The organism is Clostridioides sp. ZZV15-6597, assembly GCF_020657815.1.
GTDB lineage: Bacteria > Bacillota > Clostridia > Peptostreptococcales > Peptostreptococcaceae > Clostridioides.
In genome coordinates, this window is record NZ_JAGWCT010000034.1 from 24,658 (window position 1) to 41,237 (window position 16,580).

13 protein-coding genes are annotated in these 16,580 nt (G+C 29.5%); all 13 read right to left on the reverse strand.

What is annotated here, in order from left to right:
- Nucleotides 1-164: 164 nt before the first annotated feature.
- The 13 genes from dnaK to KGF52_RS09710 all read right to left on the reverse strand — a co-directional run bounded on the left by dnaK (nt 165) and on the right by KGF52_RS09710 (nt 16,377).
- Nucleotides 165-2,012 (reverse strand): molecular chaperone DnaK, encoded by a 1,848-nt coding sequence (gene dnaK, locus KGF52_RS09650; RefSeq protein ID WP_227828207.1) that lies wholly within the window; start codon nt 2,010-2,012, stop codon nt 165-167.
- A gap of 93 nt (nt 2,013-2,105) precedes the next feature.
- Nucleotides 2,106-2,726, reverse strand: coding sequence for a nucleotide exchange factor GrpE (gene grpE / locus KGF52_RS09655; protein ID WP_227432572.1), 621 nt, complete (start codon nt 2,724-2,726; stop codon nt 2,106-2,108).
- Between the two features lie 29 nt (nt 2,727-2,755).
- Nucleotides 2,756-3,775 carry a heat-inducible transcriptional repressor HrcA gene (gene hrcA / locus KGF52_RS09660; protein WP_227828206.1) on the reverse strand — a complete coding sequence of 340 codons (1,020 nt, stop codon included), beginning with the start codon at nt 3,773-3,775 and terminating at the stop codon, nt 2,756-2,758.
- Nucleotides 3,776-3,877: 102 nt separating this feature from the next.
- Complete coding sequence (gene hemW / locus KGF52_RS09665; protein ID WP_227840024.1) at nt 3,878-5,053, reverse strand: radical SAM family heme chaperone HemW; 1,176 nt, start codon at nt 5,051-5,053, stop codon at nt 3,878-3,880.
- A gap of 173 nt (nt 5,054-5,226) precedes the next feature.
- A complete protein-coding gene (locus tag KGF52_RS09670) occupies nt 5,227-6,540 on the reverse strand; it encodes an amino acid permease (protein WP_227840025.1) in 1,314 nt (437 codons plus the stop codon).
- 254 nt (nt 6,541-6,794) lie between these two features.
- Nucleotides 6,795-8,132: a CCA tRNA nucleotidyltransferase gene (locus KGF52_RS09675; protein WP_227840026.1), complete on the reverse strand. Its 1,338-nt coding sequence runs from the start codon at nt 8,130-8,132 to the stop codon at nt 6,795-6,797.
- Nucleotides 8,133-8,293: 161 nt separating this feature from the next.
- Nucleotides 8,294-10,099, reverse strand: coding sequence for a translation elongation factor 4 (gene lepA / locus KGF52_RS09680; RefSeq protein WP_227482848.1), 1,806 nt, complete (start codon nt 10,097-10,099; stop codon nt 8,294-8,296).
- 282 nt (nt 10,100-10,381) lie between these two features.
- Complete coding sequence (locus KGF52_RS09685; RefSeq protein WP_227840027.1) at nt 10,382-10,630, reverse strand: hypothetical protein; 249 nt, start codon at nt 10,628-10,630, stop codon at nt 10,382-10,384.
- Between the two features lie 29 nt (nt 10,631-10,659).
- Nucleotides 10,660-11,667: a stage II sporulation protein P gene (gene spoIIP, locus KGF52_RS09690; RefSeq protein ID WP_227840028.1), complete on the reverse strand. Its 1,008-nt coding sequence runs from the start codon at nt 11,665-11,667 to the stop codon at nt 10,660-10,662.
- A gap of 17 nt (nt 11,668-11,684) precedes the next feature.
- Nucleotides 11,685-12,635 carry a GPR endopeptidase gene (gene gpr / locus KGF52_RS09695; protein WP_227828199.1) on the reverse strand — a complete coding sequence of 317 codons (951 nt, stop codon included), beginning with the start codon at nt 12,633-12,635 and terminating at the stop codon, nt 11,685-11,687.
- A gap of 485 nt (nt 12,636-13,120) precedes the next feature.
- Complete coding sequence (locus KGF52_RS09700; RefSeq protein WP_227840029.1) at nt 13,121-13,897, reverse strand: alpha/beta fold hydrolase; 777 nt, start codon at nt 13,895-13,897, stop codon at nt 13,121-13,123.
- 33 nt (nt 13,898-13,930) lie between these two features.
- Nucleotides 13,931-14,452 carry a helix-turn-helix domain-containing protein gene (locus KGF52_RS09705; protein ID WP_227840030.1) on the reverse strand — a complete coding sequence of 174 codons (522 nt, stop codon included), beginning with the start codon at nt 14,450-14,452 and terminating at the stop codon, nt 13,931-13,933.
- Nucleotides 14,453-14,724: 272 nt separating this feature from the next.
- On the reverse strand, nt 14,725-16,377 hold the full coding sequence (locus KGF52_RS09710) for a cell wall-binding repeat-containing protein (protein ID WP_227840031.1): 1,653 nt from the start codon (nt 16,375-16,377) through the stop codon (nt 14,725-14,727).
- Nucleotides 16,378-16,580: the final 203 nt, after the last annotated feature.

The following is a 16,580-nucleotide window of genomic DNA, read 5'->3' on the forward strand; positions in this document are numbered from 1 at the left end:
AATAAACTACAAGCTATCATTAATTCTTATATTCTACTTTAAGTTATATAATCTATGATATATTATATTCTTTATGATGTATATTGTCCATATATCTTTAATATCTATATGATTTTCATAAATAATCTATTCTTCAATTATCATTTGATGTTATATTATATAGCTTATTTATCTTCATCTACTTCTTTAAAGTCAGCATCTACTACATTGTCATCTTTAGGTCCATTATCTTGAGCTTGCTCTGCACCTTGGGCTGCTTGCTGTTCTTGTGCTGCATTTTGGTACATTTCTTGAGATACTTTTTGGAACTTAGTCATTACTTCTTCTGTAGCTTTCTTAAGCTCTTCTGCTGTAGCATCTTGATTGTCTTTTACAACTTTTAAGTCTGCTATTGCTTTTTCTATATCTTCTTTATCACTTGCACTTATTTTATCTCCAAGTTCATTTAAAGTTTTTTCAGTTTGATATATAGTAGATTCAGCTTGGTTAAATGCTTCTATTTTCTCTTTCTTTTGTTTGTCAGCTTCTGCATTCATTTCAGCTTCTTTTATTTTTTGTTCTATATCTGCTTCTGATAAATTAGTGTTTGATGTTATAGTTATTTTTTGTTCTTTTCCTGTACCTAAATCTTTAGCTGAAACATTAACTATACCATTTGCATCTATATCAAATGTAACTTCTATTTGAGGTATTCCTCTTTGTGCTGGTGGTATATCAGTTAATTGGAATCTTCCTAAAGTTGTATTGTCATAAGCCATACTTCTTTCACCTTGAAGAACATGTATGTCAACAGCTGTTTGGTTATCAGCAGCAGTTGAGAATACTTGAGATTTCTTAGTTGGTATTGTAGTGTTTCTTTCTATTATCTTAGTCATTACATTACCCATAGTTTCTATACCAAGAGATAATGGAGTAACGTCTAGTAATAATAAGTCTTTAACATCTCCTGCTAAAACTCCTGCTTGTATAGAAGCTCCTGCCGCAACACATTCATCTGGGTTTATACCTTTATGAGGATCTTTTCCTATAAATTTCTTAACAGCATCTTGAACTGCTGGTATTCTTGTAGAACCTCCAACTAATAATACATCATCTATTTCACTTGTAGAAAGTCCTGCATCTTGTAAAGCTCTCTTAGTTGGTTCCATAGTTTTTTCAACTAGACCTCTAGTTAATTCTTCAAATTTAGCTCTTGATAAATCTATATTTAAATGTTTTGGACCTTCTGCTGTAGCAGTTATGAAAGGTAAGTTTATGTTTGAATTCATTGTTGATGATAATTCTTTCTTAGCCTTTTCTGCTGCTTCTTTTAATCTTTGAAGAGCCATCTTATCATTTCTTAAATCTACACCTTCAGCCTTTTTGAATTCATCTGCTAAATAGTCTATTACTATTTGGTCAAAGTCATCTCCACCTAATCTATTGTTACCAGCTGTAGCTAAAACTTCAAAAGTACCATCACCTATTTCAAGTATAGATACGTCAAAAGTTCCTCCACCTAAGTCAAATACTAATATTTTCTTTTCTTGGTCTAATTTGTCCATACCATAAGCAAGTGCAGCTGCTGTTGGCTCGTTTATTATTCTCTTAACATCTAACCCTGCTATTCTACCAGCATCTTTAGTAGCTTGTCTTTGAGCATCTGTAAAGTACGCTGGAACTGTTATAACTGCTTCTGTTACTGTTTGTCCTAAGTAACTTTCTGCATCTGATTTTAATTTTTGTAATATTATTGCTGATATTTCTTGTGGAGTATATGATTTTCCATCTATATTTACTTTGTAATCAGTTCCCATGTGAGTTTTTATTGAAGTTATTGTTTTATCTGCATTTGTAACTGCTTGTCTTTTTGCAGGTTCTCCAACTATTCTTTCACCATCTTTTGTAAATGCCACTACTGATGGAGTAGTTCTCATACCTTCATTATTTGCTATTATTTGTGCTTCTCCACCTTCTAATACTGCAACACATGAATTTGTTGTTCCTAAATCTATTCCTATTATTTTTCCCATGACTAAAAATCCTCCTTGAGTAATTGTATAATTAAATTTTACTTATTTGTGTATTTTATATTAGGCTAAATATTTTAACCTTAATTTATATACTTAGCAAGAAACTTTAACCATTGAAGGTCTTATAACTTTAGTTCCTAGCTTATATCCTTTTTGAAGTACCATCACTATTTGATTTGCTTCTACTCCATCTACACTCTCTTGCATAACTGCTAGATGTAAGTTTGGGTCAAATTCCTTAGATTCTGCTTCTATTTCTTCTACTCCAAATTTTACTAGAGTATCTATTAATTGCTTATGTACAAGGCTTATACCCTTATACATAGTATCTTCCTTATCTTCACATGCATCTAAGGCTCTTTCCATACTATCTATAACTGGTATTAACTCAGTTATTATTTTCTCATTTGCAAACACACCAATTGTTTCTTTTTCTTGTTGAGTTCTTCTTCTATAGTTTGCATATTCGGCTTGAAGTCTTTGATATTTGTCATTTAATTCATCTACTTCATCTTTTAATTTTTTTTCTGCTAATTTAGAATTTATATCTGTTACATTTTCATCATCAGCTTTTTCTTCATCAGTTTTTTCGCTTGACTCTTCACATTCTTCATTAACAACTTCATCTTCTAACTCTACTTGAGTTTCAGATTCTTGGTTAATAGAAGTATCATTTTCTTCTTTTACTTCTTGTTGCTCATTTTTTTTATCCAAGACTTTACACCCCTCAATTTAAAATTTCTTTACTTTCTATTAATTAATAAACTCATATAATTTATTATAGAGTAAATTCTAGCGTAATCCATTCTTGTAGGTCCTATGAAGCTTATTCGCCCAACTAAGTCTCTGTCTACATTATAAGTTGCTGTAACTATACTACAATCCTGTGCCAATTTACAATCATTATCACTACCAATTATTATATTTAGATTTTCTTTTTGTATTCCCTTTGATTTAATTATGTCAGCTATTGTTTCCTTTCTTTCTAACATATTTAAAAATGACTTTGCTTTTAACACATCATTGAATTCTGGATAACTAAATATATTAGTGGCTCCATTTAATGATAGAGAAAAATCTTCTTCTTCCATATTTGAATTTAGGGCATTTAAAAGTTCATCTATAAACCCTGAATACTCACTTATTTCATATTTAATAAAAGCAATCAGATTATCATCTAAATCTGTTATACTTTTTCCTGAGAGCTTCTTTGTAAGATTATCAGAAATCAAATTTAACTTAGATTGATCTAAATATACATTAGTTGTAAGGTTAGCTTTTTTTAAGTCCCCTTTATCTGTTACAACTATAAGTAAAATATTATTGTCATTCATAGCAACTAACTGTATATGCTTTATGACGCTTTGATTTATCAAACTCTTAGTAACTGCTACAGTTGTGTAGTTAGTTAATTGAGATAATAGCTTAGACGTTTCATGAATTAATTCTTTTATATGATTTATGTTATGATTCATACATTGTTCAATAAGAATCTTATCATTATCATCCAATTCACTTTTACTCATAAGAGAGTTTACATATAACTTATAGCCTTTTTCAGATGGAACTCTACCCGCAGAAGTATGTGGCTGAATTAAATATCCTAATTCTTCAAGGTCAGCCATTTCATTTCTTATGGTGGCAGCACTAACACCTAAATCATGCCTTTTAGATATTGTTCTAGAACCTATAGCTTCAGCTGTTTCTATATAATCTTTAACTATAGCTTTGAGGATATTTAATTTTCTTTCATTTAATTCCATATTATTATACCTCCTAGCTGTTAGCACTCACTAAGTTCGAGTGCTAAAAAGATTATATATATTATATACCATTATAAATTTATTTTGTCAACACCTTAAAAATCATTCCATAAATTCTATAAATATACTATTAGATATTTCTCTTCCCTTTTGAGTTAATTGTATGCCCTCAAAGCTTTGGTTTATAAGGTTTCTAGCTAGTAACATTTCTATCTGCTTACTGTATTTTTCTCTAAAATCTATTCCAAATTTTTTTTCAAAATCTTTAAATTTTATTCCCTTATTCATTCTAAGACCCATAAATATTTTTTCTTCTATCATATCTTTTATAGAAAGTTTTTCACTATCTTGTGTTGGCTTCTCTCTTTTAATCAGACTTAAATGATAATCCTCTAAAGATTCTAAATTATTATATCTATTATTATCAATATAACCAGAAGCTCCTGCTCCAAGACCTATATAATGTTCACATTCCCAATATAAAATATTATGTTTACAATTATAGCCTTCTTGTGAGTAATTTGATATTTCATATTGGTTGTATCCTTTTGATTTTAAATAGTTTATTGTATACTCATACATTTCTATGTCTATATTTTCATCTATAAGGTCAAATTGATTATTTTCATACATATTATACAGTTCAGTACCTTCTTCTAATATAAGAGAATATGCTGATATATGTGTTGGATTTAAATCTGTAACTTTTTCAAGAGTTTCCTTCCAATCACATAGTGTCTGATTAGGAAGACTATACATTAAATCTACATTAATATTTTTAAATCCTACACTCAGTGCATCCATATAGTTTTTCTCAAATTCTTTATAACTATGTATTCTTCCTATAAAGTTCAAATGCTTTTCTTGGACAGCTTGTAACCCTATGCTAAGTCTATTGATACCAACTTCTTTCATAGTTCCTAATTTTTCTAGTGTAAGTGTACCAGGATTACATTCTATAGTTATTTCTGCATTTTTATCTATATTGAATTTTTCTTTTATACTTACAAATACTTCTCTTATTTCTTCAGATGTCAAAATACTAGGTGTTCCTCCTCCTATAAATATACTTGTTATTATATTGTTTTTGTCTAAATTGAAATCTTCTTTATTTTTGTATTTATCATCTCTATTTAATTTATTGCTGTATAACTCCATTTCTATTTTCAAATCTTCTATATATCTTTTTTTTGAATCTAGGTCCATTTTATAAGAATTAAAGTCACAATACTTACATTTTTTCACACAAAATGGGATATGTATATAAAGTCCTAACATTTTATATTCCTCATTTCTTAAAATTATCTTAAAGCATCAGTTATTAAATTATAAATCAAACAAAATAACTCATCAAGCTACATATAAAACATCTTCACTATGTAATATCATAAAAAATTTGGATAAAAGTAGATTTTTACTTGTATCCAAATTTTTTAAATTAAAACAAATGACTATCCTTTCTTCATATAATAATAAACTGGTAATCCAAGTAGGGTTATAAATATACCACCTAAGGATATTGCTGTTGAAGTCAATATTTGATTTATTATTACAAATAACCCACCTAATATAGCTATAATTGGTATTATTGGATATAAAGGAACTTTATATGGTCTGTGTAAATCTGGTTGTTCTCTTCTAAGCCTTATAACCCCAACAAAAGTCAATACGTAAAATACCCATATTGAAAATATAGTTAAGTCTGTCAAAAGATTAAATTGACCAGATAGAGCATATATACATGCTAATACAGTTATAAGCAGTATTGAATTTACAGGAGACCCACCAGAATTTACTTTTAATAAAACTTTAGAAGCTGGCAAAGTTCCTCTTTCAGCTAATGTATATGGTATTCTTGACCCTGTTAATAAATATCCATTTAATGTACCAAACACTGATATTAATATACCCACAGTTATTACTTTTCCACCTAAATTTCCAAATAATTTTGTTGCAACTAATGTTGCTGGTGAAGTAACAGTTGCTAATTCACTTGCTGGTACAACCCAAAGATATGCTACATTTATTATAATATAGACTGTCATAACTAATGATAACCCACCAACTATTGCTCTTGGTAAATCTTTTTCTGGCGATTTCATCTCGCCTGAGATAGCACCAACATTTATCCATCCATCATATGCAAACAATGTTGCTATTAATACTTGTCCAAGTGCGCTTGATACATTAACTCCATCGCCTACAAATGGATTTAATACTTCACTACTTTGACCTTTAATAAATCCAAAGATTATTATTAGAGCTAATGGTATCATTTTTCCAACAGTAGCTACGGTCTGAACTTTTCCTCCCAATGATGAACCTATTATGTTAAGTAATGATAAAAACAGTATTACTCCAATTGCTATTGGAAGCACAACTGACATATTGTTCGGACTCATATTTAAAAGTTCAGATGCTTGTTGGGCAAATATTACCCCTAATGCTGCTGATGTGCCTGGAAAAAATAATACAGTTTGCATCCATCCAGTTAAAAATCCTAGTTTTTCTCCATATATCTCTTCAATATAAATCATCATACCGCCAGTTTTTGGGATAGCTGCTGATATTTCTGTAGCTGTAAGTCCAGCAGTTATTGTTATAAATCCACCTAAAAGCCATGCTATAATACCTAGACCTGGAGCTCCATTAGTTGTAGTATATATTGCCTGTGGCTTAAAAAAAACTCCCGAACCTATAACCATACCTACAACAGTAGAAAGAGCTGCTGAAAGACCAATAGTCTTTTGTAGTTGAGTACGCATGATGTCCCTCCTCACTGTTTTATAAGTGCATAAAATATTAATTTTATAAATTTATGGTTTTAGTATTCCCAAAGTTTTTTTTTATATTAATTTACTAATTTTATATTAACTTACTAGTTTTATATTAATTTTCTATACATTAAAATTATAGAATATAAATCTTTATAATCTCAATCTTTAAAGATTGTCTATTTTTTAAATGTGAATTATATTTTCTATCTTAAATTAATTAAATTAAAGTTTAATCTTTTAGCTTAAAATGTGTATATATCTAATACTCTTTCTTTTAAAATTTCTTTTTCATTTAATTCTGGATTATTGATAACAATTTCCAGCATCTTATTTAATAGATACCCTATATCTTTACCTGGTTTAACACCTATAGACATTAAATCGTTTCCATTAATAGCTAAGTCTTTAATATGAAAGCATTCATTTTGACTTATTATATGTTTAAATTCCTTTTCACTCTCAATAAGGTTTAATATTTTCTGTTTTGCATATTTTGGGTTTTTAGCAAGTGTGTCAGCCCAATTAACTTTTATTAAATCTTCAAATAGTTCAATGTCTCCCAGTTTATTTAATAATTTTTTAATAATTTTTCTTTTTGGTTCTATTCTATAATCATGATATTGTATTAATATTAAAACTTTATTAATAGTATAATTATCATACTTAAGCCTCTTCAAAATTTGCTTTGCTATTTTAACAGACTCCCTACTGTGACTATAGAAATGGTCAATTCCATTTTTATCAGTCGTTTTAGTAATTTTTTTACCCAAATCATGAAATAACATTGTAAGCTTTAGATATAATTCATCTTCAATTACTTCAGTAGCTATCAAAGTATGTTTCCCAACATTATAAATATGATATGGATTATGTTGAATAACATCTTCTAAATCACATATTTCAGGAATTATAAATTTCAATAATCCTGTTGAAATTAATAAATTTAACTTAGATGAATCAGATACTAGCATTTTATTGAATTCTACTTGAATTCTTTCCATAGACACACATTTTATTAAATCTGCTTTTTTGTATATGCTTTGTTTAGTACCTTCAGCTATTTTAAAATTAAGCTGTGCAGAAAACCTAATCGCTCTAAGCATTCTAAGTGCATCTTCTTCAAATCTGTCTATTGGATTTCCAACGCAACGAATACACTTATTTTGTATATCCTCACAGCCATTAAATGGGTCAACTAATCCAGTCTTTGAATTGTATGCAATTGCATTAACAGTAAAGTCTCTTCTTGACAAATCCTTAACTATATCATTTGTAAATTCTATTGAATCTGGATGTCTACCATCACTATAGCTTCCATCTATTCTATATGTTGTCACTTCAAATGGCTCATGTTCAATCATGACTGTTACAGTACCATGTTGTATACCAGTCGGAATAGTTCTTCCAAATATCTCTACTACTTTTTCAGGTCTTGCACTAGTTGTTATATCCCAATCATTTGGAATTCTTTCTAATAAACAATCCCTCACACATCCTCCAACTACATATGCCTCATAACCATTTTTTTCTAATTCTTTAATTATATAATCCACTTTTTTAGGAATTTCTATATTAGTCATAAATATCACCTTTTTTTATTTTTTCTTTAATATACTCTTACTTATATTCTCCATGTGTTTAATTAAAATATACCACAAAAAAACTAGATTAATTTAGAAATAATTCTAAAATCACTCTAGCTTTTAAGTATTTTTATCTAAATTTATAAAAATTTAATAAATTATTCATCCAACTTAAGTACAGACATAAATGCTTTTTGAGGAACTTCAACAGAGCCAATTTGTCTCATACGCTTCTTACCTTCTTTTTGTTTTTCAAGAAGTTTCTTCTTACGAGATATATCTCCACCATAACATTTAGCAAGTACATCTTTTCTTAAAGCACTTATTGTCTCTCTTGCAATAACTTTATTACCAACAGCAGCTTGTATAGGTATAGCAAATTGATGCCTTGGAATTTCTCCTTTTAATTTCTCACACATTGCCTTTCCTCTAGGGAAAGCACGAGTTTCATGTACAATAAAACTAAGTGCATCAACTTGCTCTTTATTAATTAAAACATCAAGTTTTACAAGAGTAGATGCAACATATCCCTTAATCTCATAATCAAGAGAGCCATATCCTCTAGTTCTTGATTTTAAGGCATCAAAGAAATCATAAACAACTTCATTAAGAGGAAGGTCGTAATGAAGCATTACTCTTCTCTCATCTATATATTCCATGTTTAACATATTTCCACGTCTTTCCTGGCAAAGTTCCATAACAACACCTACATAATCTTTAGGGACTATTATATCTCCTTTTACTATAGGTTCTTCTATCATTCTTATCTCAGCTACTTCTGGTAAATTTGCAGGATTTTGTATCATTACAACTTCTCCATCAGTTTTTGTAACTCTGTATATAACAGATGGTGCTGTAGTGATTATATCAAGATTAAATTCTCTTTCAAGTCTTTCTTGCATTATTTCCATATGTAAAAGACCTAAAAATCCACATCTAAACCCAAACCCTAGTGCTGCTGAAGTTTCAGCCTCATATTCAAGAGCAGCATCATTTACTTGTAATTTTTCAAGAGCATCTCTTACATTTTCATACTTTTCACCTTCTCCTGGATATATACCACAATATACCATTGGAGTAGCTTTTTTATATCCTGGTAAAGGTTCTTCTGTAGGATTATTTGAATCTGTTATTGTATCCCCTACACGACAACTTCTTATATCTTTTATACTAGCAGCAATATAACCAACATCACCTGCTGATAATTCACTAAGTTCAGTTTGCCCTGGAGCCATAACACCAACTTCAGTTACTTCAAACTTTTTCTTAGTATTCATCATTTTTATTGTCATACCTTTTTTAACAGTTCCTTCAAACACTCTAACATAGGCTACAACACCTTTATAAGCATCGTAATAAGAGTCAAATATTAACGCCTTTAATGGGGCTTCATTATCTCCTTTAGGCGCAGGAACATTTTTTACAATATCTTCTAAAACATCTTCTATATTTAAACCTGTTTTAGCTGAAATAAGAGGTGCTTCACTTGCATCAAGCCCTATTATATCTTCAATTTCATGTTTTACTTCATCTGGTCTTGCACTTGGTAAATCTATTTTATTTATTATTGGTAATATTTCTAAATCTTGGTCTATTGCAAGATACACATTAGCTAAAGTCTGTGCCTCAACACCTTGTGCTGCATCAACTACCAATAATGCTCCCTCACATGCAACTAAACTTCTTGATACCTCGTAATTGAAGTCTACATGTCCTGGTGTATCTATAAGATTTAAATAATATTCATTTCCATCCTTCGCCTTATACATTAATCTTATATTTTGGAGCTTTATAGTGATTCCTCTTTCTCTTTCAAGATCCATGTTATCAAGTAATTGACTCTTCATGTCTCTTTCACTGACAAGCCCCGTTTGTTGTATTAATCTATCAGCTAAGGTAGACTTTCCATGGTCTATATGTGCAATTATACTAAAATTTCTAGTTCTACTTTGTTTATTGTCCACCTTAAATTCCCTCCTCTTGATTATTCTTATAGTTATCATTTTATATTATATAAAAACTTTTTATATATCAAATTTTAAATTTTTGAATATAAACTAATTGGCATTAAACAAAATTATCCACATTATATGTGGATTATCAAGCCTAACACTAAATATTATATAATATCATAAACTTAAAGTAAATCCTATAAAAGATAGTTAATGTATTTTTATTTTATACAATTAAAGATACATAACTAAAATAAGGCTTATTTTAATCAATAAACCTTATTCACTTATTTACTACTTATTAAATTTTTCAACGATTTTGTGTATATCAATCTTTGGGATATCAAGCTTTGTAATATCAAATTTAATACTTGAGAAATAATTATGTTGTTTTATTCCCAACATACTTTTAGCATTACTGTCAACTATAAATACACAAACTGATGTACCTATAATCATAATAACTAAAAATATAATTCTCATAATATACTTATATTTTCTTTGTTTACTTTTACCTTCTATATTTCTTTCTAATCGGCTCATTCAACATGCTCCTAATTACACTAAACAATCTAATTTTTTTGTTTAAAATATTCATCTAAAATTTCAGCAAGATACTTTGTAGTAGCCTTAGATTCTTCTATACTTGTTGCATTATTTCCAATTTCTATTAACATGTGATTTTTAACTGCAAATTGATTAAATCTAGCATAATCTTTTTCTACTATTGGAGACACCAAGCCTGGATATTTCTTTTCAGCAAAAGCAGTTATATCATCCGCTAAAGCTCTAAGTTGTGCTTTATTTTCATTTTTTCCTCCTACAACAAAGAAGAATTTAGATACTCTCTCTCCATTTATCATAGTTGTATATTTCAAATGGTCTTTTTCTTTAGTGGCTGGATTAGTTAAATCCCTAGCATCCCTATGTAAATCTATTGCTATGTCCACTGTATTATATTTAGGGAGTATACTTTTTATTGTTTTTAAACTACTTGCATAAGAGTTATTATAAGATGGATAGTCATGGTATTTAGTAGTATGGACTACACCCCATCCCTTACTGTCTAAAGCACTAGTTAATGCATTTCCTACTTCCATTACTGAATTTTTCTTATCTCTTGAATGATAATTTCCAGCAGGTGAATTTGAATAAGTTTCACATCCATGAGTATGATATATCAAAATTCTTGGATTTTCCTTAGTCACTCTTAAATCATCTTTATAATCTTCACTAGATGCAGTACTAGTTTCAGTTGTATCCGAGTTTTTTGACTCAATGTCTGGAACATTTTCTTTACCAACATAAAGTTTTATATATTCTTTTTCACTTTCTTTCTTATTGTCAGCTTTACTTACATCCTCAGACTTTTTATTTTCATCTTTACTTTCTTTACTTGTTTCTTTATTTTTATCACTCTTTTTATTTTCTGTATTATTTCCTTCGACTTTAGCTTCTGGATAAGATGAATTTACTAAAAACTTCAAAAAGTCATCTTGATTTAAAGCCAATGATTTTCCTGGTAAAATGCATGCTAATATAAAAGTCAAGGTTACTACTTTAATGCATTTTTTAAACATATTTGCTCCTCCTTATTTTACAATCTACCTGGATGTAAAGACCTATTTAGACCTTCGCTTATTATTATAGATAGATTTTCAATTGTATCATCTATATCTTTTGGTGTTACGATTAAATTCTTATCATATGGGTCTAAAGAATCTTTTATTAGATGATATTTTTCTTCTTCTTTAAGTTTTTTCAACATATTATAAAAACTTTCTGTTTCTTCTGACTGAGATATTAAATTATCTATTGCCATATCCAAAACATCTATAGTAAGAGTTGCTGCGTCAACCACAGTTGGAACTCCTATTGCAATAACATCCACTCCTAAAGTTTCTTTAGTGAGAGATTTTCTTGTATTGCCAACACCTCCACCAGGTGATATTCCTGCTGTTGATATTTGTATAGTAGAGTTTACTCTTTCCATTTTTCTTGATGCTAGTGCATCTATTGCTACTACTCTATCTGGCTTCACTTTCTCAACTAATGACTTCACTACTTCACTAGTTTCTATTCCAGTAACACCCATAACCCCTGGGCTTAAAGCTGATACCTCAGTAAAATCATCATCATAATCCTTGTTATAATTTTTAAAGAGATGTCTAGTTACCAGTGTTTTAGATACACTTTTTGGACCCAATGCATCAGAAGTAATATTTCTATTTCCAAGACCAATTACTAGTGTCTTTTTGTTTTTGTCTTGTCCAAACACATCTACCAATTCATCTTTTAAATAACTTATCATTTCTTCTCTTGACTCATCATCATCAAACTTCATAAGATTACTTTCTAGGGTTATATATTTTCCTATATCTTTGTTCATTATCTCTGAACCTTGTTCATCTATTACTTCAACTTTTGTTACAATACAATTTTCTAATTCTTTAGTTTCTATTTCTACCCCAGGAATACTACTTCCTTCTTGAGACTTTTCACACATTTCACTAGCTTCTAAAGCTAAATCTGTTCTTACATTAATCATATAAACCTCCAGTATAAATTAAATGCTAATTATAATTGTTAACAAAATTTAGTATTTTATAACAAAAAACTATAAATTTATTTAAAACAAGTAAAATTAAGGCTTTCAATGTAAGAAAATCGAGTTTGGTCAGTAAATGGTCAGTAAACTTCCTTATCTATCATTTATTTACAAATATAAAAAGGTAGCAACTATTTACATAGGCGCTACCTTTTAATCTATTTATCACTTTCTTCCCAAGATTTCATTCATTATATATTTCCTCTAAAACAATTAAATGATAAACATATTTTTGAAAGTGTTTATTCAACTTTTTGAAGGGTTTAAAGATGTGCAATCATAAAAAAATGCTCTCTAAAGTACCTTTCTTGTTTTATTGGTTGAAGCCTAATGCAGATAATGTCTTAGCATAATAGTAAATAGGCATGTTCTTTGTTGCATCTTCTAAACTTTATGTTCATAGTAGAATGACTTCTTCACTTCATTTATTTCTGTTGAAAGAATGGTTCAGCAATTGCTAGCCACTCATTTGGAAGATAAAGAGAGAGATAACCATGATTATAATCTTTAGCTTCATAAATCCTACATGAGGCCACATAAGACTGAAACATTTTCGCAGAGTTTTTGACACACTTCATTTCTTTTTCTCCATACCAGTACATCACTTGTGCCGTGGTTTTTTTGACGCTATCCTTAAGTGTATATTGCATCATATAAGTACGATACATATTATATAATGTTTCTTTTCTGACATGTGGCATATCCTGCATATAATATGCTTTGATTTCATCTGGGTACTGCATATTTTTAGGTAATAGCTTTGGCATCATAGCAATTTGAAAACGACAGGCCTTCTCACTAAATAGAAGTCCTCCACAAAAACGAATACCAGCAATACAAACCCTTGCCATAGTAGGTCTTGGGTAGCATATACTACCATCAATAATTGCCTTTTGGGTAATATCAGGTTTTCGAGATAAAAGCTCCATCACAATTTGACCACCAAGTGACACACCACACAAAGCAAAAATATGACCACCACATTCTTTATCTATATATTCTACTAACTTGTCTGCTGTATCCTCTGTGGAAATATATGTATTCTCATATTCTTCTCCATGACCATCCAATGTAGGAAGTATTACATAATAGTTTTCAGACAAAACCTGTGCTTGTCGTAAATAGTTCCACCATGCGTTCCCACCTCCATGAATCAACATTATATGTGGACTTTTTTTATTTCCAAATTCATGAAATTTCATATGTCACCTCTCCCTATAAAAATAAAATGAATGTTATTTCTTCTTGTCATCATCCACTACAGGTGGAGAAGATATAATTGAGAGTTTTCGAAGCTTTAGATTCGATTTAGGTTTTTGATCTACATATGGTTTCAATAAATTAGCTATATTTTGAAGAAGATCTTTATATTCATTATCAGTCATATATAACAATGCTGAAGTAAAAAGTACATTATCTTTTTTATGCTCTTGATTTTTCCTGCTAAAATACTCATTCATTTCCTGCATTAACCCTATATGAAATGCTGTAGAAAGTGCAACAAATGCCTCACCTTCCATTGGCACTTCATCTTCCTTTAGTGCATAAACCTTTTCAATCGTACCACGCACACGATTTTCTTTGACTACTTCAATCATATTATTCTCTTCTAAAATTTTGACATGATGATAAACCGTTGCGCGAGGAATATCATTCAAATACTTCACTATATCAGATGTACGAACACTGCCATGAAGTCGAATATACTGTAAAATACGAAGTCTAGCAGGATTTAGAATCAATTTTACTACGTCCATCTTATCATCCCTTTCTTTAATCTATAAAAATATTATAGTCTATTTTTTTAGACTATTCAACTGTTCAATGTAAAAACGTTAAAAATCATGTTAGTTTTTCGATATTTATTTTATTATTAATAATACATTTATAAAATCCATCATATATGTACATGTTTTTTCAATATAAATAATTAAATGATAAATATATTTTTGAAAGTGTTTATCCAACTTTTTGAAGAATTTAAGGATATTCAATCATAAAAAAGGCTCCCTAAAGAACCTTTCTTGTTTTACTGGTTGAAGCCTAATACAAATAATGCCTTAGCATCATAGTACTTAGGCATAGTTTTTGTTGCATTTTCTAGTCTAGAAGAATTAAACTCTGCTGAAGTTCTATATAATGCAACTTCAGAACCATCAAATTCATACCACTTACCATCAATTTGCACATAGTTCCAAGCATGGTTTAAGGCTCCATCTTCCTGATATATCGAATTCATTCCCATTAGCCTTGTCAATACATGAAAGCTACTTGCAAAACTTCCACATGAACCACGTTTTTCAACAAGATTTCCATATACATTTGTATCATGTGCTATACCACTCACATATTTTGACTCTATTACCAGTTTTGCAGCTCTATTCGCCTTTTCCATATCAGATGCATTTCTCCAATCGAAACTATTTAGGAAATTTCTAATTACTGCAAGTTCATTTTTAGTCTGCTCATAAGTAAGCAACTCTTTGCCTGCTATAATTTTTATAGGGTCAAGATTTTTAAATATTACACTCTTGTATGGTTCACCTGCAAATGCAGCAGCGTATGCACCTAATCCTGCATATCCTTTATTTATATAATAATATTTGCCATCTGCTCTAAGTTCATTCCCATTTTCATTTCCACCATAATTAATGTCCCACCCAGCTTTACCAGTTGTGTTAAGGCCAAGCTGTACTAGCATCCCTTTGAGAGGATATTCCTCGTTTGTATTGTTTTTGACTACGCCTGTATTAGTGTCACCTACATTATTAGTTACATTCAAACATTGTGTTATTATAGAAGCATCAATATTTCCTATTGATGTTATTTTAGTAGCACCTTTAAGTATACTTTTGTTACTTCCATTTCCAACTAATACAATTGGTTTACTTTCAGCTAGAGTTGAGCCAATTAACGGATAAACTAGGTCACTTCCACTAGCTACATAAAATTCTTTAGCACCACCATAAAACTGTTGAACTATCTTTTTATTAGTCTCATATCTATCAATTCCACCTAATCTAGTTGCTCCTAATTTTTCTACAAGTTGATTACTCATAGTATTTGTTGAACCAAATGCAAATATTTTATCTCCTTTAATTTTAAACTCAGGCATATCTGAACCATTAGTAAGTAATACAGGTATCTCATTTTTAAATGCAACTGAAGCTGCACTTATGGCATCTGCTTCACCTTTAAACCCATTTGCTACCAGTACATTACCTGAAGTACCTTTTAATTCTAAAATCTTGTCACTTACCTTATAACTTGTACTAAGTCTATCTTTTCCTTCAATTCTTTCAACGTCAATATTTTTTTCCTTTAATAAATTCTCTACTTTGCTTCCTATAGAATTATTTCCTCCTATTATGTACACTTTTTTAACATTATTAAATCTTTTTAATGTTGAGTCTGGTATCTCATCTTTCTTAGTCAATAATATTGGTGCGTTTTCAACTCCAGCCAATCCACTTGCTGATAATCCATCTGCTAAACTACTATCCACATTGATAAGGATAGCTTTAGTATAATTCTGCCTATCTGCAATAATAGCTGAAGTTTCATACTTATCTTTACCATTTATACTATCAATCGAACTTAGTGCATTTGATACTATTGGAAAAGCAGAAATTACTAGCAAGAATGAAATTCCCATAGTTAATAATTTTTTACATATTTTCATAATATAAATACCTCCTAAATATTATAGTTCTACTTGAATAATATACTATAGAATGAAAAAAACATCTCAATTATTGGAAAAATTATCTTAATTAAACATATAAATTTATATTTTTATAAATTTTTTATTAAATTTACAAAAATGAGTAATTTCTTGCATTATCTTATAATTATTGGAAATACTATCAAAATGTATGTAAATAG

Coding starts and splice junctions, on each gene's coding strand:
- KGF52_RS09700 (WP_227840029.1), bottom strand. CDS start 13,897: ATGAAATTTCATGAATTTGGAAATAAAAAAAGTCCACATATAATGTTG.
- KGF52_RS09710 (WP_227840031.1), bottom strand. CDS start 16,377: ATGAAAATATGTAAAAAATTATTAACTATGGGAATTTCATTCTTGCTA.
- dnaK (WP_227828207.1), bottom strand. CDS start 2,012: ATGGGAAAAATAATAGGAATAGATTTAGGAACAACAAATTCATGTGTT.
- hemW (WP_227840024.1), bottom strand. CDS start 5,053: ATGTTAGGACTTTATATACATATCCCATTTTGTGTGAAAAAATGTAAG.
- KGF52_RS09675 (WP_227840026.1), bottom strand. CDS start 8,132: ATGACTAATATAGAAATTCCTAAAAAAGTGGATTATATAATTAAAGAA.
- spoIIP (WP_227840028.1), bottom strand. CDS start 11,667: ATGTTTAAAAAATGCATTAAAGTAGTAACCTTGACTTTTATATTAGCA.
- KGF52_RS09670 (WP_227840025.1), bottom strand. CDS start 6,540: ATGCGTACTCAACTACAAAAGACTATTGGTCTTTCAGCAGCTCTTTCT.
- hrcA (WP_227828206.1), bottom strand. CDS start 3,775: ATGGAATTAAATGAAAGAAAATTAAATATCCTCAAAGCTATAGTTAAA.
- gpr (WP_227828199.1), bottom strand. CDS start 12,635: ATGATTAATGTAAGAACAGATTTAGCTTTAGAAGCTAGTGAAATGTGT.
- KGF52_RS09685 (WP_227840027.1), bottom strand. CDS start 10,630: ATGAGCCGATTAGAAAGAAATATAGAAGGTAAAAGTAAACAAAGAAAA.
- KGF52_RS09705 (WP_227840030.1), bottom strand. CDS start 14,452: ATGGACGTAGTAAAATTGATTCTAAATCCTGCTAGACTTCGTATTTTA.